The following is a 17,703-nucleotide window of genomic DNA, read 5'->3' as shown; positions in this document are numbered from 1 at the left end:
GGGCCCGGGATGAGCTGACGGAGGCGGAGATGCCACGTGAAGTCGAGCCGGCGCGATGTCATAGGCTGGAAGCATGAGTTCACCGGCCGAGCGCTACGCACAGTCACGTCGACGAGCAGCGGAGGCCAAGACTGAGCTCGGGGTCTTCCGCCAGGCTCAGGCCTTCGACCTCGATGACTTCCAGGTCCAGGCCTGTCAGCACCTGGAAGCAGGACGGGCCGTGCTGGTCGCGGCCCCGACCGGGGCGGGCAAGACCATCGTCGGCGAGTTCGCCGTCCACCTCGGCCTGGCCCACAACACCAAGACGTTCTACACGACGCCGATCAAGGCGCTCTCGAACCAGAAGTATCAGGAGCTGGTGGAGGTCCACGGCACCGACAAGGTGGGTCTGCTCACCGGGGACACCTCGATCAACTCCGAGGCGCAGATCGTGGTGATGACCACCGAGGTGCTGCGCAACATGCTCTACCAGGACTCCGCGACGCTGCGGGATCTGGGCTACGTCGTGATGGACGAGGTCCACTACCTGGCCGACCGTTTCCGCGGCGCCGTCTGGGAGGAAGTCATCATCCACCTCCCTGAGCACGTCCAGGTCGTCGCTCTCTCGGCCACGGTCTCCAACGCTGAAGAGTTCGGCGCCTGGTTGGACACGGTGCGCGGGGAGACCTCGGTGGTGGTCTCCGAGCACCGTCCCGTGCCGCTGTGGCAGCACATGTTCGTGGACAACGAGCTGCACGATCTCTTCATCTACGAGGAGGACGACGACGCGCCGACGCTGGTCAACCCCGAGCTGCAGCGCCTCGCGCATCAGAGCGAAGGGCCCAGTTCCCGGCGCAGCGGCGGAAACCGGTCTCGCGGAAACGGCCGGGGACCCGGTCGAGGTCCGGGTCGCGGCGCGGTTCGCGGCTCTGGCAAGGGCGGACCGGGCGGCGGCCCCCGCCAGGAGCTGCGCAGCAGCGCCTCCTCTAGCCGAGGCGGGGCCGGCAGCCGCGGCGGCGCGGGGACCTCGGGCGCCTCCGGGATCTCCGGATCCGGCGCCGGGCGCCCGCGGCTGAACCGGCCCAAGATGATCCGGGCTCTCGACCGCGACGGTCTGCTCCCCTGCATCGGGTTCATCTTCTCCCGAGTGGGCTGTGAGGCCGCTGTGGAGCAGTGCCTGAACGCCGGCATCGTGCTGACCACCCGGGAAGAGGCCGCCGAGATCACTTCCCGGGTCGAGCAGATGGGCTGGGACCTCCCGGCCGAGGACCTCGCCATCCTGGGCTTCGAGAGCTTCCGTGAGGCGCTCATCAACGGGGTCGCCGCGCACCACGCCGGCATGCTCCCACCCTTCAAAGAGCTCGTCGAGGCGCTCTACGCCGAGGGGCTGCTCAAGGTGGTCTTCGCCACCGAGACCCTGGCGCTGGGGATCAACATGCCCGCCCGGACCGTGGTCCTGGAGAAGCTGGACAAGTTCAACGGCGAATCCCACGTCGATGTCACGCCGGGGGAGTACACACAGCTCACCGGCCGTGCCGGACGGCGCGGAATCGACGTGGAAGGCCACGCCGTCGTCGTCTGGCAGCCGGGCATGGATCCGCGGCAGGTCGCGGGACTCGCCTCCAAGCGGACCTACCCGCTGAACTCCAGCTTCAAGCCCTCCTACAACATGGCGGTGAATCTCACCGCCCAGTTCGGACGACGACGCGCGCGCACCATTCTGGAATCCTCCTTCGCCCAATTCCAGGCCGACCGCTCGGTGGTCGGCGTCGCCCGGGATGTGGCGAAGCGGGAATCCTCCATGGCCGGCTATGAGGAGGCGATGGCCTGCCATCTGGGGGACTTCCGCGAATATGCCGCACTGCGCCGCAGACTCGGTGAGGCGGAGAAGGACCAGGCCAAGGCGCGCCAGCGGCAGCGTCGACGCGAGATCATCCGGGTCCTCGCGGCGCTTCAGCCGGGCGACGTCATCGAGGTCGGCGGCAAGCGCGGCTTCGGAGAGTCCCTGGTGGTCCACAGTGCGCCCGAACATGACCCCCGGCCCGGAGTGATCACCGCCGACGGCAAGTTCCGCAATGTCACCGCCGAGGACTTCGCCCAGCCGCCCGAGGTCATCTCCAGCGTCCGGCTCCCGCGCAAGCCCCAGGTCAAGGTGCCAAAGGTGCGCCGGGACCTCGCCTCCTCGATGCGTGCCGCGATGCACGAGCGGGTGCCGCCGCGGTCCAACGCGCCCACCCCCGGTTTCGGCTTCCGCGAGGAGGAGACCGAGGCGGAGTCGCTGGAGCAGCTGCAGAGCGCCCTGCAGCGCCACCCCTGTCATGGCTGCAGCGAGCGTGAGGACCACGCCCGCTGGGCCGAGCGCGCATGGAAGCTGCAGCGCGAGATCGATCAGCTCAAGCTGAAGATCGACCGCCGCACCGGCTCCATCGCCAAGACCTTCGACCGGGTCTGCGGGGTCCTGCATGAGCTCGGACACATGGAGGCGGTGGACCCGGAGCTGATGCCACACGTCCCGCCGGCAGACCCGGGACAGCTGATCTCCGTCGAGCCGGCGCTTCAGCGTCCGGGATTCACCGCGGAGGAGTGGTTCGCCACCGAATTCGCGGTGACCGATCGCGGACAGCAGCTGCGCCGCATCTACGGCGAGCGAGACCTGTTCACCGGGCTGCTCATGGAGCGCGGAGTCCTCTCCGGGCTCACCGCGCAGGAACTGGCCGCCTTCGTCACGGTGCTGGTCTACCAGGCCAAACGCGAAGATGAGGGGGCCATGCCGGTGATGCCGACGAAGCGCCTGGCCCAGGCTGCGCGGACCGGGATTGAGGTTCACGCTGAACTTGAAGCTCTGGAGAAGCGTCATCACCTGGAACCCACCGCCGCCCCGGAGCTTGGCCTGGTGCTGCCCATGTACGCCTGGGCGGACGGCCAGAGTCTGCGCAGCGCGCTGGACGACTCGCCGCTGGCCGCAGGAGACTTCGTGCGCTGGACCAAACAATGCATCGACACCCTGGATCAGCTGAGCAAGATCCCACATACCCCGGCCAAGCTCTCGGCGCGCTGTCATGAGGCAGTGCAGCTGATCGGCCGGGGAGTGGTGGCATACTCCTCGGTGGCCTATCAGAACCTGGAGGAGCCAACTGATGACTAGCACCGGTGCCGCGCACCCGCCGCGACTGCTGACCAACGGCACGATCCATTCCCCTTCTGAGCCCTACGCAGACGCGATGCTGGTCGAGGACGGACTGATCGCCTGGGTCGGCTCTGACGAGACCGCCGCAGAGCGCAAGGACGCCGACCTGGTCATCCAGGACCTGGACCGGGCCCTGGTGGCGCCCGCCTTCGTGGGCTGGGTGGACCTCGATGCCGCCGAACATGCCGCCGGAGATGCTGCAGCTGACGCGGCGCCCGGCACCGCCGGCGTCGGCTCCTGGGGCACCCGGATCGCTGCGGCGCTGGACGCGGCGGCAGCCCTGGGCTGCGGCGCCGTGCGGCTGAACATCGAACTGCCGGTGCCCGCGCTGAGCGAGGCCGAGGTGGCCCAGGAGTTGTTGAACACTGCATTCAGGGCCGCCGCGGAGCACCGGGTTCGCGCCTACCCGGTGCTCACGCTCACCGGGCTCGCCGAATCCGGCGTGGCTGACCGGCTGGACGCCGTGCGGGCCGCCGCGGAGCTGCTCCGCACCGTGGATGCGATACTCGGCCGCCCAGCGGCGCTGCAGCTCCCCGCTGAGGACGTGCTGGAACAGCTGCTGAGCATCAGACTCGCAGCCGCGCTGGCCCAGCGTCAGCTCATCCTGCGCATGAGTCAGAACATCACCCCGGCCACCATGGTGGCGGCCCTGGTGGATTCCACCGGCGAGATGCGCGCCAAGCGGCAGAGTCCACCAGGTGGGCTGCCCACGGTGCTCCACGGCTTCGACTCCGCGTCCCGGGAGGAATGGGAGTCGCTGCTGGACACCGGCGTGCAGGTGGTGCTGCGCGGTCGCGGCCACCTGGCCACCGCACTGAGCGTCGGCGTTCCGGTCAGCGCCGTCGCCGAGGCAGGACAGAGCCCCTGGGCAGCGGTGAGCGCACACGTCCACCACGAGAGCGATCCGGTCTCGGTGCGGGCGGGGTTCAACGCGCAGACTCGCGGCGCCTACCGGTCGCTGCCCGAGTCCAGCGGCACACCCGCCACCTCGGCGCAGCTGGACCCTGGGGCCCGGGCCACCTACGCCATCTGGGAGGTGGACTCGTTGGCGGTGCAGACCCCTGATTCGCGGACCGCGGCGTGGAGCACCGATGTGCGGGCCCGGACCCCGCTGCTGCCCTATCTCGACGGCGCGACCCTGCCCACGCTGATCTCCACTGTGATCGACGGCGTCGAGGTGACTCATCCTGTCGCTCGATCCGGCGCTGGAGCCCAGGCCTGAGCGCCAGCACGTGACCGTAGACTGTCCTCGACCCTCCACCCTCATCTCCACAACCCCCAGAAGGACGCGAAGCGACTCGTGAAGATCCTGACGATCATCCCGACCTACGACGAGATCGATGCCCTGCCGGGCACCGTGGCACGTCTTCGTGCGGCAGTTCCAACCTCAGATGTGCTCATCGTCGATGACAACAGCCCCGACGGCACCGGAGACTTCGCCGACGAGCTCGCCTCCCAGGACGCGCAGATCAACGTGCTGCACCGCACGGCCAAGAACGGGCTCGGCGGCGCCTACATCGCAGGATTCCGCTGGGGACTCGAACGCGGCTACGACGTCCTGGTCGAGCTCGACGCGGACGGGTCGCACCAGCCCGAGCAGCTGCCGAAGCTGCTGGCCAAGATCGATGAGGCTGACCTGGTCATCGGATCACGCTGGGTGCCGGGAGGTTCGGTGGTCAATTGGCCGCTGCACCGGATCGCGATCTCTCGCGCCGGCAGCCTATACTCCCGGACGCTGCTGGGTCTGAAGGTCCGCGACATCACCGCCGGATTCCGGGTGTTCCGGCGCTCGGTGCTCGAAGAGATCGATCTGGGCAGCATCGAATCGGTGGGCTACGGCTTCCAGGTCGACATGACCTTCCGGGTGGCGGGCATGGGCAAGACCATCGTCGAGGTGCCCATCACCTTCGTCGAGCGCACGCTGGGTGAGTCCAAGATGAGCTCCGACATCGTTGTAGAGGCGATGGTCAACGTCACGCGCTGGGGACTTCGCGCGCGGGCCCGGACATTGGGGCAGAAGCTGCGCCAGCGCTGACGATCAGCACACACAGACGGCGACGGCGTCCGTCCCGATCTCTCGGGAGGGACGCCGTCGCCGTCTGTGAGCAGGCTTCTGTGCTCAGCATCGCATCAGCTGCGGGAGTCAGGCGGCCTCGCCGCGACGCTCCTTGAGCAGCTTGAGACGATCCTGCAGGATCACCTCGAGGTCCTCTGTGGAACGTCGTTCCAGCAGCATGTCCCAGTGGGTCCTGACCGGCTTCTCCGGCTCGGCTTCGGGCCTGTCGACGTCAACGCGCAGGCCTTCCTTGCCGGTGGGGGAGACCCAGGTTGCGGGGACATCGGCCTCAGCCGAGAACATCACCCGCATCCGCTCGCCATCCTCAGTGAGATACTCGATCTCCTGACGCGGCGCCGGCTCGACGCCCTGCTCGGTTTCCATGGACTGCGCACCAAGGCGCATTCCGCGCAGACTGCGATCACTCATCGATTATCCTCCAGTGTGATGGGCAGAGTCATTCCTAGCTATAACTCTAGAGCACCGCGGAGTTATTCCCATCTCGATCAGCGCTGCGGGTCCTCCATGGGCTCGGGCTGCTGCTGGAAGACCGGCTGCTCGGTGAGCCCGGTGCCTTCCTCGGCGGGAGCCTCAGTGCGTGACTCGGCGACTGCCGCATTGCCGACCTGGGCCTTGCGGGCCTCCTGCTCGACCTCTTGACGGCTGGTGTAGTGCGGGTTCTCATCGGTGACCGAGGTGCTGCGGGCTGACTCTGCCATATCCGCGATGGCCGAGGAGATGGCGGGCTTGCCCTTGTTCTGTGCACTCTCCTGGGCCTTCTCCAGCCGACGCTGCTTCAGCCGCTCCGTGCGAGCTGCTCGTTCGGCCTCTCGGTCCTCGAGGCTGATGCCTGACTGCTGGGCCGACTCGGGTCCGCCGAAGGCTCCGGAGAGGTTCTTCAACGCGTCGCTGAACTCGCCGGGGATCATCCACATGGTGTTGGACTCTGACTTGGCGATCTCCGGGAGGATCTGCAGGTACTGGTAGGAGAGCAGCTCAGGGCCGGGTTCCGAGTCGTGGACCGCGTTGAACACGGTCTCGATGGCCTGCGCCTCAGCGTTGGCGCCGAGGATCCGGGCCTGTGCGTCACCTTCTGCGGCGAGGATCGAGGCCTGTCGCTCACCTTCAGCGGTGAGGATCGCGGCCTGCTTGGTGCCTTCGGCGGTGAGGATCGCGGCGCGGCGTTCGCGCTCGGCGCGCATCTGCTTCTCCATCGAGTCCTGGATAGAGTGCGGCGGCTCGATGGCCTTGAGCTCGACTCGGGCGACGCGGATGCCCCAGCGTCCGGTGACCTTGTCCAGCTCCCCGCGGAGCTGACCGTTGATGCGATCACGTGAGGTCAGGGCCTCTTCGAGGTTCAGTCCGCCGACCACGTTGCGCAGTGTGGTCGTGGTGAGCTGCTCCACCGCGATGATGTAGTTCTGGATCTCGTAGGTTGCGGCCTTCGGATCGGTGATCTGGAAGTACACCACCGTGTCGATGGAGACCACCAGGTTGTCTTCGGTGATCACGGGCTGGGGCGGGAAGGAGACGACCTGCTCGCGCATGTCCAGCATCGGCAGCAGTCGATCGATGAAGGGGACGAGCAGGGTGAGTCCCGGCCCCTGGGTGCGCTGGTACTTGCCCAGGCGCTCGATCAGTCCGGCGCGAGCCTGCGGCACGATGCGCACGCTGCGGGCGATGATGATCACCACCAGGGCGACGAGGACCAGGAGAACTACAAGTGCAGTGACTTCCATGACGTTCCGTTCTTTTCAGTGGCGCGCCTGAAGATCTCTCAGGCGCCTTCCGGTCGGGGAGTGTTGGGCCCGATGGTGTCGGGGCCCGCCTCATCCCATTTGATCTGTCGCGCAGGTCGCAGGTAGACGATCGCGCCGTCCACCGATTCGACGACGGCGTCCATCCCGGGTTCGATCCGGACGTCACCGATGGTGCGGGCGGTCCAGGTGTCGCCGTCGACCTCGGCGAGGCCGGCGTCGCCGGTGATGGCTTCCAGCGCATGGGCTTCCATGCCGGCCATCCGGTCGATGTTGGTCAGCTGGTTCGCCGGGCCCTTCTTGAGATGTTTGAGGGCGATGGGCCGGACGGCGCCAAGCATCAGCAGGGCGGTGGCACAGCCGACCAACACCTGCAGCCAGGGCTCTCCACCGGCGAGGGCCACGGTGGTGGCGGCGGCGGCTCCGACGGCGAGCATCAGGAAGAGCAGATCGAGCGTGATGGCCTCCAGCACGAGGAGTCCCAGGGCAATTGCGAGCCAGGGTGCCCAGAGGTTGTCGCCGAACCATTCGATCATCTCAGCTCCTCATCAACCCATATACCTGTGACTTCAGCCTATCCGCGCCACAGGCTCACGTCGAGGTCGACCGTGACGGCGGCCACGTCACGGGCCTGCAGACTCTCGCGCAGCGCATCATGATCCCGATGATGCCCGGCCGGACCCATGAACACCAGGTCAGCGGCGAGACTGGCGTCGACTGGGACCCTGCCGCTGACCTGGGCGTTGAGTTCGGCGGCACCGAAGGTGGGTGTCATCTGGTCCTTGAGCTGCCGCAGCTTCTGGTCGTGGATTCCGAGCATGCCTGCCTCGCGCAGCTCGGTCAGGTGCACGTCACCGGGGGTCACAACCACCGCCAGTCCACCCGGGCGGAGCACTCGGGCGTATTCACTCACGTTGCGGGGAGCGAAGACATCAAGCAGCAGGTCCACCGAATCTGAGGCCAGGGGGAGTGGCTGCCACAGGTCCCAGGCCAGCGCGAGGGTTCGCGGGTGCCTGGCGGCACGCTTGAGCCCGGAGATGGACAGGTCCAGAGCGATTCCCCGGGCCTGCGGGGCAGCGTCGAGGAGCTGGTGCAGGTAGTGCCCGGTGCCGGCGCCGCAGTCCAGCAGCAGCCCAGGCTCGCCAGGGTGGGCCGGTCTGTGCACCGGAATCTGCTCCGCGAGGATCCTGACCAGCTCCGTGCTGAGTGCGGCGAAGACTCCGGCGTCCTGGACACGTTCGCGGGCCATGATCATCTGCGCCGAATCCGGGGTGAAACGGGTACCGCGACCGGAGAGCAGGTTGACATAACCCTGACGTGCCGCATCGAAGCGGTGGCCGGAAGGGCAGCTCAGCGCCTTGAGCGGCTGCGCCGACTTCAACGCCGGCTGCTGTGGCTCAGTGTCCCGTGGCGCCACGGGACCTGCGATCGCCTCGGTCCTTGCGGCGGTCTCGCCACCGGTCGATGCAGCTGGGGAATCCGGCGTGGGTGTCAGTTTCAATGGTGCATCGCATGCGGGGCAGGTCAGGGGCCAGGGTGAGGTCACGCCCTCAAGGCTAACGGGCTCCCCTTGAGTCGATGACTCGTGGAGTCTTCATGGAATCTTGAGGATCCCGCGACCTGGGCTCTAAGTGCAGCGGACACCCTGGAACTAATACGTTCCCGGGCGCTCCGGGACCACAGCGACGGCCATTGGCCGCAGGCTTCACCGCCCCTCACGGGACGGGCAGGAAAGGGAAGAACATGAGTGGAACATCAGAAACCGAAGCGGGGGGCATCGAGAATGGTCTGGTGCGGTCCACGCGCCGGTTGGTGGGGATCGATGCGGCACGAGGACTGGCTCTGGTGGGACTGATGGCCATTCACCTGCTTCCGGCTTGGAACGAGGAGACCGGGGAGGCCAGCTGGTCGTGGCGGATCTTCTCCGGGGACTCAGCAGCGCTGTTCGCCCTGCTGGCCGGGGTGGGACTGGCGCTGACCTCCGGCGGGCGGAACCCGCACACCGGCAGGCGGATGACCGCTGACAGGCTGGGACTGGGAGTGCGGGCGGTGTTGATCGCAGTCGTAGGTCTGTGGATCGGGACCCTGATGCCGGAGGACCCTCCGGCCTACGGCATCCTGCTCTACTACGGAGTCTTCTTCCTGCTGGCGATCCCATTCCTGCACTTGGGCCCCAAGGCGCTCTTCATCTCTGCTGCGGTCTTCGGGATCGTGTCCCCGATGCTCATGCAGAATCTGCTCAGCCAACTGCCCGCGTGGAGCTCCTACAACCCCACGTTCGCTGACGTGTTGAGCGAGCCGGGGGCCACCGCGTCTCAGCTGTTGCTGACCGGTACCTACCCGGCTCTGCCGTACATGACCTATCTGCTGGTCGGCCTGGGGCTGGGGCGACTGAATCTGCGCAAGACCGCCGTTCAGATCCGAGTGGTGGTCGTGGGAGTGGGGCTGACGATCTTCGCCCACACAACCTCGTACATCCTGCTCTACGCGCTCGGCGGCTACCAACGACTCCTGGACACCTCTTGGATGAGTAGGTACGAGCTGGATCAGGTCCTGATCTTTGGTCCGGACTCGTTGCCGGCTTCCACCGGATGGTGGCTGGCGATCGCGACCCCGCACACCAACACTCCGCTCGCGATCGCGGCCAGCCTCGGGGTGAGCCTGACAGTGTTGGGTGTGTTTCTGCTGATCGCTCCGAAGATCGGCAAGTGGTTGCTGCCGCTCTCGGCGATGGGCGCGATGACCTTTACCCTGTACACCGTCCACCTGGTGACCCTGTCGGTCGAGGCGCACTACGGGCTGCCCTACGTGTGGTTCGTGGTCCACGTGGTGGTGGCAGCCGTGTTCGCGGTGGTGTGGCAGCGGGCTCTGGGGCAGGGGCCGCTGGAGAAGCTGGTCAGCACCAGTGTCAAGCGCACCCGTCGGCTGGTGCTCGGAGATCTGTCGGAAAGGGGCTCCGATAGCGAGAAGAGCAACAAGTGAGAGGCCGAGTCCGCAGCACGGGGCGTCTGATCCTGGGGGAGGTGCGTCTCGTTTCGGGAGGTTCTCGGGGTGGTCCGTGAGATGCGCGCGGGTTACTCCGGGTCTCTGTTGCGGGGCAGGCGAATCCGGAAAGTGGCTCCGTGACCGAGTCCGTCGCTGGCAGCTTCCAGGGTCCCGCCCTGGGCTTCGACCAGAGACCTGCTGATCGCCAGCCCCAGGCCTGAGCCTGCGCGGTGAGCTTCACGGCCGGTGTGGACGCGGTAGAAGCGCGCGAAGACGTGTTCCAGGTGCTCGGGACTGATGCCTTCCCCGGTGTCGGTGACGGTGACGGTGACCGCTTCAGGTGCGTTATCGGTGTGGACGGTGATGGCACCCCCGGGCGGTGTGTGGCCCAAGGCGTTCTCCAGCAGGTTGCCCAGCACCTGACCCATCCGTTCCTGATCCAGCAACACCGGTGTCGCCATCGGGCCGCCGCTGCTGGTTGTCACCGCGATGTTCTTGACCGCGGCGGCGGGCTCGATGGCCGCAGCCGCCTGGCAGGCCAACACACCGGGGTCCTGGAGGGTGAGCTGCAACCTGGCGGTGGCCTCCTCGGCCGCGGTGAGCTGGCGGATGTCGCGGGCCAGGCGTTCCATCCGGGCAATCTGAGCGTCGAAGATTCCGATGGTCCGCTCATCCCACTCCACGACGCCGTCCTCGATGCCCTCCAGATGGCCCTTGAGGCTGGCCAGTGGCGTGCGCATCTCGTGGGCCAGATCCGCCAGCAGCTGGCGTCGGGTGGTGTCCACCGCGGCCAGCTTCTCGGCCATGTCGTTGAAGGAGTCGGCCAGCAAGTCGAATTCCGGACCCAGCTTCGTGGAGGTCACGTGCACGTCGTAGTTGCCAGCGGCCACCTGCCCGGCCGCAGTGCTGAACGATGCCAGGGAACGGCCGATGGTGCGGTAGAGATAGAAGCTGAGCATCCCGGCGATGAAGAGGGCCGGCAATCCGCCGATCACCAGAGCGGTCAGGATCACCGATCGGAAGGCATCTTCCAAGTGGACCAACCCGAAGGCTGCATAGGCGTGACCGGACTCGATGAGCTCTTGGTAGAACATGGAGGGTCCCACCAGCACCGCGGTGACCACCACGATGATCAGCCCCACCACCAGCACCGCGGTCTGGGCCAGCATCAACCGCACCGTCAAGGGGCTCCAGGACCACCGGCGGTCGGTCGCGGTGGAGCTCATCGTCCAGTTCCCATCCGGTACCCGATCCCGCGGATGGTGTGGATGAACCTCGGACTGGAGGCATCATCATTGAGCTTCTTACGGATGCGCCCGATGTGCACATCCACCAGATGATCATCCCCGGTCCAGCGTGTGTCCCAGACCAACTCCACCAGCTGTGTCCTGGACAACACCTGTTGCGGGTGAGTGGCCAGACACGCCAGCAGATCGAACTCGATCCGGGTCAAGGCCACTGGCTCTCTTCCCAGTTGCACTTTCCGGGCAGCCTCGTCCACCACCAGGTCTTCGATCACCAGCGCCGGCCCGGGGGAGTCTGGCCCTCCGGAAGTCTCGCTGTTGCTGGTGCGGGCTCGGCGCAGCATGGCCTGGACTCGGGCGACGAGCTCGCGGGGGCTGAAAGGTTTGGTCACATAGTCATCAGCTCCCACCGACAGGCCAATGATCTTGTCGATCTCGTCGTCCCGGGCGGTGAGCATCAGCACGTGGCAGTCGGAGAGGGTCCGCACCTGCCGACACACCTCGATCCCGTCGATGCCGGGCAGTCCCAGATCCAGTACCAGCACGTCCGGGTCGAAGTCGCGCACCGCGGCCACGGCTTCAGTTCCGTCATGGCGCACGGCGACATCCAGCCCGGCTTTGCGCAGGTACCCCTCGATCAGCCGGGCCAGATCGACCTCGTCGTCGACCACGAGGATTCGGCCGGTCTGTGCTGTGTGCATCTGCGCTCCTTGATCGAGGCGGGGCCACGCGTTCGGTAGGGACTCGGGCGTCACATAATCGGCATTTCTCACACGTCCCATCAGCATCTCGCGACGGGTTTAATGGCCCTTCCCAATTGAACGTGTGGTTGCCACAAGTCAAGAGGCTCGTGAACTTGCTTGAGGATGGATTTTGCGACGAATCTATCCTGGTTCACCCGCGTTAAGCGACATGTCCCAGCGTCAGTGCAATCCCCTGACCCTGCTTGCTCGCATCGCCGCCGATGAACCGACCCGCCACGCAGCGTCTGTGATGTTCAACCTCTCGAACCACACCGTCATCGGGGCCGCTGGTCTTTCGCTCGGAGGCAGATGCGTCGTTCTGAGTGTCTGATCAGATGGGCGAGCTGCTTAGCCCGGGCAGTGAGCCCGACGACGGAGCATTCTCAAAGCGCGCGTGCCTTTCCCCGAGTCTTGGCACCTAGGATCGCATAGTCGATCACGGCGTGGCTGCCCGCACGTCGGTCATCTTCAGCGCCGGTGCCCTTACCGGTCTCGCAGTCGACTTCCAGCACCTGGACCGAGCCGAAGTCGTCCCATCCGTCGGGGCAGACCTGCTGCTCCCAACCGAGTTCTTCGAGCGCACCCTTGGTCGCAGCGTAAGGTTCATCGTCGAGGACCAGGAGCACATCCTCCTCGGTGAGGCGCAAGCGCAGCCCGTCCATCGCCTCTAGAAGGGGCGCGTTCAATATCTGGTGCCACCCGGTGTGCCGATGCCTGAGCCATTCTGTGCTGGGGGTCGGCGGGGCAGTGGCGACATCACAGCCATCGATCCCATCGGACTCTCCCTTGGCAGCTCTGCCGCGACGAGAAGGGGGAGAAGCTTCAACGACTGGCACCCCGTTGCGGAAACGGCTCGGACGAATTGGGCGGCGCAGCTGGCAGCTCCTTCAACCACCCAAAAGGCCGCAGAGGCGCCACGAAACTCCGTAGGGTTTCCGCTGCGATGCACAGTGGAAGTTCGTACGTCGCTTGGGGCGTCAGCGGAGAGATCGCCGGACCGCCTCTCTCTGGGCACCGGGGTGACGATTGGCGCCGCGATAGCGCGGCCACTCACCGGTGCGATTCGCGCCCACGAGGCCCATCCACCGCGAATTACTCCAGCCGCCTCTAAAGGCAAGGGTTGCAAGACATAAGTTGTGGCGGACGTGTCCCTGGATCCATTGGTCAGAACTCTCAGCAGACCTGAGCTCCGTTGATCCCAGTCAGGCAGCGGAGCCCCGGTGGATATCTCAGGGGTGCACGATGACCAACATCAACTCGCCGGAGTGCCGGCGGTGACCAATGCTGCCGCGAGAGGGCGCATACCAGACAGGGTCTCGTTAACGTCGAAGAGCACCACCGAAGGCGGGGAGCCATGCGGGTCTCCCTATCACGGTCCAGGAGAGAGGGATGCTCGGGAGCGGTGGGCGCAGCGTTCTGGAAATACGGCCGACTACATTCGCCCCGAGGCCCGCGATGCCTGCGTGGTGCAGCCATCACGGACTTCGGCCAGCGCGCCACCGGGTTTCCCGGAGTTCCGTGGAGAAGCCTAGAGGGCGGGTGCCGCAGGCACGTCGAGCTCGGTCTCGACCATGTGGTTGAAGTAGTTGGTGTAGAGGTTCAACGCCACATGGGTGGTGAGTTCAGTCAGTTCCTTCGTACTCCATCCGGCGTCGAGTCCTGCCTGCCAGGTGGCGTCCTTGACGTTTCCCTTCTCGGCAGTCGCCTCGCGGGCCACCTGCAGCAGAGCAGCCAGCTTCGGGTCGAAGTCGACATCGCCGCGGCGGATCGCCACGGTCTGATCCTCGCTGAGGCCGGCAGCCTTGGCGCCCTGGGTGTGGGCGGACTGGCAGTAGGTGCACTCGTCGACGTTCCCGACGGCCAAAGCGATGGCTTCCCGCGTCTGGGCGTCGAAGGTCCCGTAGTCCTCGATGACCTGCTGGATGGCGATGTAGGCCTGGAGGACCACGGGCGATGATGCCATCGCCCCGTGGATGTTCAGGACCTTGCCGAACTTCTGCTCCAGGTCCTTCAGCTCAGCCTGCGCGTTCTCTGGTGCGGACTCGACGGTTTCTACGGTGATTCTGCTCAATGTGGTGCCTTTCGTCTGTATGGGCTCCGCCACTCCGATAGGTGTGAGAGGCGGAAGAATTCAGGATGTGGTCCTGGCTGTGGATTGCAGGCGCTCGGGATCTTTGACCGTGATGCGTCCGCGGGTCTGCCGGATGTACCCTTTGGTGGCAAAATCAGACAAGATCTTGCTGGTTGCCTCCCGGGTGGCTCCGAGCAGCCCAGCGAGCTGTTCGTGAGTGATCCGGATCGCGCCGCCGTGTCCCAGTCGAGCGCTGAGGGCGTTGGTGGGGGCAGATTGGGCCAGGGTGAGCAGGGTCTTGGCTGTGCGGGCAGCCAGGGGGCGCAGAGCGAGGTCGGTGAGTCGTTCTTCCAGATGAGCCACCTGGTCACCGAGGAGCTTCGCGATGCGCAGTGCGATCCGCGGGTCCCCGATCAGGTGTCGCTCGACGTCCTCGACGGTGAGCTGGCAGATCACTGAATCTTCGATGGCCTCGGCGTAGTTCTCATACATGCGCTGACCCACGAGCAGCATTTCGCCGAAGACTGCCCCAGGTTCCAGGATGGCAAGTGTCAGTGTCTTTCCATCCTCGGCGACTCTGAAGACCCGCACTCGGCCTGATCTCAGCACGAAAAGGGCACTGACGGGTTCAGACTGTGAGAACACCAGTTCGCCGGGGCCGAACCGGCGCTCAGGGACCATCAGGTGCATGGCCTCTACCTCAGCGGGGCTGAGGTCAGCGAAGAGGTCCACTTCGTCAAGGCAGGTGAAGCCCTCGGTTGTGGAGTTCAATGGGTCTTTCTCCCGTCTCTGCGGAGACCATGGTTGATTCCCGCACGTTGAAGCATGGGCGAGGCTGTGTGCACACGCTCTGTGTGTCTCCATGATGGACATCTCATTGCCTCCTCTCCAACTTCGACGGCTCTGTCCACCGTATGGGTGCACCGGGGGCGGGTCTGCAATCCAGCACACACTCGAAGAACTGCCGAGCGTCTAGAGCGGAGTCGCCCATCCGGTGATGACGTGCATAGTGACCCCGGTGATGTACCTTCGGCCTACGGCGGGGGTTCCCGTGACTTCCACGGCCGCATTGGTTGGTTGTTGGCCCGGGTCGGATTCAAGTTCCATGCGTGCCGTGGTCGTGCACATCTCTGCGGTGTCCTGGGCGAGGCGGATGGTGGTGCGCAGCTGAGCGACCGCATCTTCGGCCAGGCAGGCATCGGCGCAGGAGGTGCAGGCCAGAGTCGCGTCTGTGCAAGCTTGGATGCACCCGGCCAGAACGTCCGGGATCGATGGGTTCACACGGTGAGCTGAAATCATTGACGCTGCGGTGCTCATATAGTCCTTGTTCATCTGGCCTCGGCAACTACTGGGCCAATGGCATCGGAATTCTTCACTGCTGGAGGGCCAGCGTGGGATCTCCCGCAGGCACCTCCAAGCCCTGTTCGAGGAGTTTCCGGAGGTGGCTTTCCACGCAGAGGTTCGCGGACATTCCAGCCAGCAGGATCTTGTTGATCTCACGTTTGCCCAGTTAAAGGATTAGGTCATTGGTCTGGGGGCCGTAGGGCCTGTACTGAGGCATCCAGTCGGCCCCGGGTCCTTGGAGTCCCTCCATGTTCAGGGGTCCGAGTCGGTCGAACATGCCGATCTCTTGCATCTACTGCTCAAGAGTGCCGCCGAAATCCTATTGGTGATCGCGAGGGTGGTAATAGTGCGGGGAGACGAAGACCTCGCAGTTGGCAGGTTTGGCTCCTGCGAGGAGGTGCTCGACGGTGTTGTTCTCCTCGACGTTGCGCCCCACCAGTTCCCAGGCGACACCGTAGGAGCTCGGGAAATCGATCTGTGCGCCGGTGACGACCAGGGCGGTGTATGTGGGGTCGAAATGCATATGTCCTCCGCAGTGTCCTGAGCCGCGGAGCTTATGGCGCTGACGTTGAATACGGTGTGTACCTGACCTTCGGGGACCGTGGGAGACCGAGGCGTGAGCACGTCGAATTGAGTGTGGCCGGGGATCAGGTCTCTACCTGCGTCGGTTCAGGACCGCGACGGCGGTCAAACCGAGGACCAGGCCGTAGATGAGGTGCCCCATCAAGCTCCACAGTCCCGCCGCGTCTACAACGAACACGGGCATCCCCATCATCAGGGGCATGATCAGCAAAGGGCCCAAGACCCACCAGAGACCACCGTAGAGCAGGCCGAGGATCGCGCCTCGACCGTAGCTCGAGAGCGCGCCGCTCAGCAGACTTGTCAGACCCAGGCCAATGAGGATGGAGATGACGAGGTGTACAACGAGGCCGACACCAGCAGAGGTACTTCCGACCATCATGGCGATCATCGGCAGCATGTCCATCATCGCCATGAGCGCTCCGAAGACGAGTCCGCCGATTATTCCTCCTATGGCCCCAGCGGAGATCTTGTGCCTCATCGTTGTGGCGGGCGCAGTGGTTCGTGGTGTTCCGTGTGCTGTGGTGGGAACAGACATCGGACTGTCCTTTCTGGAGGTGAGAACCTGTGACTTAAATCTAGGGCGACCGTCACACTGGTTCTGCGACCCAGGACACACAACGAGAGATGATCTCCAGCGGTTGCAGGACGCTGAACGCGGCTCCAGGTCGTGCTGGCACGACGACTGAAGGCGTCTGGAGATTTACGAGGGAGGCGCCATGTCTACTCATGGCCCAAAGAGCTACGCTATTCGCCTTCCCACCGAGAGACTTACAGACGGTTCCGTCGCACGGATAGGTGAGAGCTTGACCTGAACTACTGAGGTGGCAGTTACCTGTGCCCCCGGGACAAAGTGATGGGGTTGCCTGGCCGTAGGGTAAGTTTCATGTCCACATCTTTTGTCGTGATGCTCATCGCGGTCGTTCTTGCCTTGCTGGTCTTCCGATGGGTGGCCCCAGGCTTACCCCTTGAGCGGGTGACCAGACGCCTGACGGTGCTGGACCTCTTGCTTATAGTCCTTGGAGTCCTGGGCCTGATCCTGCACTGTGCTGCGATGTTCTTCCGATCATGGGTCGCGGCAGTGCCCGGCACCGGCGGGGTGATCAACCAGATCAACTCGATGGGTGTTGCGAGCATGGTCTGGTACGCCGTTCCTGCGCTGCTGGTGATGATAGGCCTGCGCCGCCAGCACTGGATTGGACTCGTGCTTCTGGCCGCCTCGCTGCTGGCTGTGGGCGTGACCATGTATGACGGCAGCACTCTTTCAATTCACCTTGCCACGATCTTCATCGCTGGCGTGATGATCGCCGCAGTACTCTTACTCCTCAGCACACCACCCTGGGCCCGTCCCACATCCCCCACGCCCGCCGAGGCTTGTTAGCTAGCCGCATCCCGCTCTTCCGCGGTCAGGACCGTCGCCCAAGACGGGTCTGCCGCACCAATAGATGACAGTTTGACCTGACCTACAGGCTGGTTTCCCCGACACCTCGCTAGCCGATGGCCTCCATGGAAGGTTGTTCACCATGCCACGCCCCTATCCTCCGGGGTTCGAGGACAGCGGCGGCACGCAGCCACAGCGGCACCGCCACACGCCCGTTCCCTGCGGAGCGGGAACGGGCGTGTGGCGGTGCCGCTGGAGCTTTGGCCGGGGCGGTGATGGGTCAGCCCACCAGACCCGATTCGACGATCATCTCCACAGAGGTCTCCAGGTCATCGAGACGGTTGAGATCGATGTCCGGCGCGTCGAGCTCCTCGAGG

General features: G+C 65.3%; 17 protein-coding genes. 5 read left to right on the top strand and 12 right to left on the bottom strand.

What is annotated here, in order from left to right; translation table 11 throughout:
* Positions 1-73 precede the first annotated feature (73 nt).
* From LTI14_RS03620 to LTI14_RS03610, 3 genes are all read left to right on the top strand, one after another.
* On the top strand, positions 74-3,124 hold the full coding sequence (locus LTI14_RS03620; protein ID WP_241475840.1) for a DEAD/DEAH box helicase: 3,051 nt from the start codon (positions 74-76) through the stop codon (positions 3,122-3,124).
* Positions 3,117-4,388, top strand: a complete 1,272-nt coding sequence (locus tag LTI14_RS03615) for a hypothetical protein (protein ID WP_241475839.1) — start codon at positions 3,117-3,119, stop codon at positions 4,386-4,388. The genes LTI14_RS03620 and LTI14_RS03615 overlap by 8 nt, the downstream gene beginning before the upstream one ends.
* Before the next feature lie 78 nt (positions 4,389-4,466).
* A complete protein-coding gene (locus tag LTI14_RS03610) occupies positions 4,467-5,201 on the top strand; it encodes a polyprenol monophosphomannose synthase (protein WP_241464776.1) in 735 nt (244 codons plus the stop codon).
* A 108-nt stretch (positions 5,202-5,309) separates the two neighbouring features.
* Here the strand turns inward: LTI14_RS03610 and LTI14_RS03605 are convergent, their stop codons facing one another.
* The 4 genes from LTI14_RS03605 to LTI14_RS03590 all read right to left on the bottom strand — a co-directional run bounded on the left by LTI14_RS03605 (position 5,310) and on the right by LTI14_RS03590 (position 8,360).
* Entirely contained in the window at positions 5,310-5,651 is a 342-nt protein-coding gene (locus LTI14_RS03605) for an RNA polymerase-binding protein RbpA (RefSeq protein ID WP_058889192.1), read from the bottom strand.
* A 77-nt stretch (positions 5,652-5,728) separates the two neighbouring features.
* Positions 5,729-6,961, bottom strand: coding sequence for an SPFH domain-containing protein (locus tag LTI14_RS03600; RefSeq protein WP_241475838.1), 1,233 nt, complete (start codon positions 6,959-6,961; stop codon positions 5,729-5,731).
* Between the two features lie 38 nt (positions 6,962-6,999).
* On the bottom strand, positions 7,000-7,515 hold the full coding sequence (locus LTI14_RS03595; RefSeq protein ID WP_241471068.1) for an NfeD family protein: 516 nt from the start codon (positions 7,513-7,515) through the stop codon (positions 7,000-7,002).
* A gap of 38 nt (positions 7,516-7,553) precedes the next feature.
* The gene (locus LTI14_RS03590) at positions 7,554-8,360 is read right to left on the bottom strand and encodes a putative RNA methyltransferase (RefSeq protein WP_241475836.1); all 807 of its coding nucleotides are present in this window, start codon (positions 8,358-8,360) and stop codon (positions 7,554-7,556) included.
* A 410-nt stretch (positions 8,361-8,770) separates the two neighbouring features.
* Here LTI14_RS03590 and LTI14_RS03585 point away from each other — a divergent pair, with 410 nt between their 5' ends.
* Positions 8,771-9,961, top strand: coding sequence for a heparan-alpha-glucosaminide N-acetyltransferase domain-containing protein (locus LTI14_RS03585; RefSeq protein ID WP_241475835.1), 1,191 nt, complete (start codon positions 8,771-8,773; stop codon positions 9,959-9,961).
* A 92-nt stretch (positions 9,962-10,053) separates the two neighbouring features.
* Here LTI14_RS03585 and LTI14_RS03580 read toward each other — a convergent pair whose 3' ends face one another.
* The 8 genes from LTI14_RS03580 to LTI14_RS03545 form a co-directional block, all read right to left on the bottom strand.
* The gene (locus LTI14_RS03580) at positions 10,054-11,190 is read right to left on the bottom strand and encodes a sensor histidine kinase (RefSeq protein WP_241475834.1); all 1,137 of its coding nucleotides are present in this window, start codon (positions 11,188-11,190) and stop codon (positions 10,054-10,056) included.
* A complete protein-coding gene (locus LTI14_RS03575) occupies positions 11,187-11,909 on the bottom strand; it encodes a response regulator transcription factor (protein ID WP_241475833.1) in 723 nt (240 codons plus the stop codon). Before LTI14_RS03575 ends, LTI14_RS03580 begins: the two co-directional genes overlap by 4 nt.
* Positions 11,910-12,334: 425 nt before the next feature.
* The gene (locus LTI14_RS03570) at positions 12,335-12,613 is read right to left on the bottom strand and encodes a hypothetical protein (RefSeq protein WP_241475832.1); all 279 of its coding nucleotides are present in this window, start codon (positions 12,611-12,613) and stop codon (positions 12,335-12,337) included.
* Positions 12,614-13,479: 866 nt separating this feature from the next.
* A complete protein-coding gene (locus LTI14_RS03565; protein ID WP_241471073.1) occupies positions 13,480-14,022 on the bottom strand; it encodes a carboxymuconolactone decarboxylase family protein in 543 nt (180 codons plus the stop codon).
* Between the two features lie 60 nt (positions 14,023-14,082).
* A complete protein-coding gene (locus tag LTI14_RS03560; protein ID WP_241471074.1) occupies positions 14,083-14,793 on the bottom strand; it encodes a Crp/Fnr family transcriptional regulator in 711 nt (236 codons plus the stop codon).
* Between the two features lie 201 nt (positions 14,794-14,994).
* The gene (locus LTI14_RS03555; protein ID WP_241475831.1) at positions 14,995-15,303 is read right to left on the bottom strand and encodes a hypothetical protein; all 309 of its coding nucleotides are present in this window, start codon (positions 15,301-15,303) and stop codon (positions 14,995-14,997) included.
* Positions 15,304-15,685: 382 nt separating this feature from the next.
* A complete protein-coding gene (locus LTI14_RS03550) occupies positions 15,686-15,889 on the bottom strand; it encodes a hypothetical protein (RefSeq protein WP_241471076.1) in 204 nt (67 codons plus the stop codon).
* Positions 15,890-16,021: 132 nt separating this feature from the next.
* Positions 16,022-16,483: a hypothetical protein gene (locus LTI14_RS03545; RefSeq protein WP_241475830.1), complete on the bottom strand. Its 462-nt coding sequence runs from the start codon at positions 16,481-16,483 to the stop codon at positions 16,022-16,024.
* A 348-nt stretch (positions 16,484-16,831) separates the two neighbouring features.
* Here LTI14_RS03545 and LTI14_RS03540 point away from each other — a divergent pair, with 348 nt between their 5' ends.
* Entirely contained in the window at positions 16,832-17,326 is a 495-nt protein-coding gene (locus tag LTI14_RS03540) for a hypothetical protein (protein WP_241471078.1), read from the top strand.
* Positions 17,327-17,703: the final 377 nt, after the last annotated feature.

This window comes from Nesterenkonia sp. YGD6 (genome assembly GCF_022565895.1).
GTDB lineage: Bacteria > Actinomycetota > Actinomycetes > Actinomycetales > Micrococcaceae > Nesterenkonia.
The sequence above is the reverse complement of the archived record's forward strand: the minus strand, read 5'-3'. Positions and strand labels throughout refer to the sequence as shown.

Bases quoted from the DNA above. Each gene is read 5' to 3' on its own strand.
- LTI14_RS03620 (WP_241475840.1), top strand. From the start codon at position 74: ATGAGTTCACCGGCCGAGCGCTACGCACAGTCACGTCGACGAGCAGCG.
- LTI14_RS03615 (WP_241475839.1), top strand. From the start codon at position 3,117: ATGACTAGCACCGGTGCCGCGCACCCGCCGCGACTGCTGACCAACGGC.
- LTI14_RS03605 (WP_058889192.1), bottom strand. From the start codon at position 5,651: ATGAGTGATCGCAGTCTGCGCGGAATGCGCCTTGGTGCGCAGTCCATG.
- LTI14_RS03600 (WP_241475838.1), bottom strand. From the start codon at position 6,961: ATGGAAGTCACTGCACTTGTAGTTCTCCTGGTCCTCGTCGCCCTGGTG.
- LTI14_RS03595 (WP_241471068.1), bottom strand. From the start codon at position 7,515: ATGATCGAATGGTTCGGCGACAACCTCTGGGCACCCTGGCTCGCAATT.
- LTI14_RS03580 (WP_241475834.1), bottom strand. From the start codon at position 11,190: ATGAGCTCCACCGCGACCGACCGCCGGTGGTCCTGGAGCCCCTTGACG.
- LTI14_RS03575 (WP_241475833.1), bottom strand. From the start codon at position 11,909: ATGCACACAGCACAGACCGGCCGAATCCTCGTGGTCGACGACGAGGTC.
- LTI14_RS03570 (WP_241475832.1), bottom strand. From the start codon at position 12,613: ATGGACGGGCTGCGCTTGCGCCTCACCGAGGAGGATGTGCTCCTGGTC.
- LTI14_RS03550 (WP_241471076.1), bottom strand. From the start codon at position 15,889: ATGCATTTCGACCCCACATACACCGCCCTGGTCGTCACCGGCGCACAG.
- LTI14_RS03545 (WP_241475830.1), bottom strand. From the start codon at position 16,483: ATGTCTGTTCCCACCACAGCACACGGAACACCACGAACCACTGCGCCC.
- LTI14_RS03540 (WP_241471078.1), top strand. From the start codon at position 16,832: ATGTCCACATCTTTTGTCGTGATGCTCATCGCGGTCGTTCTTGCCTTG.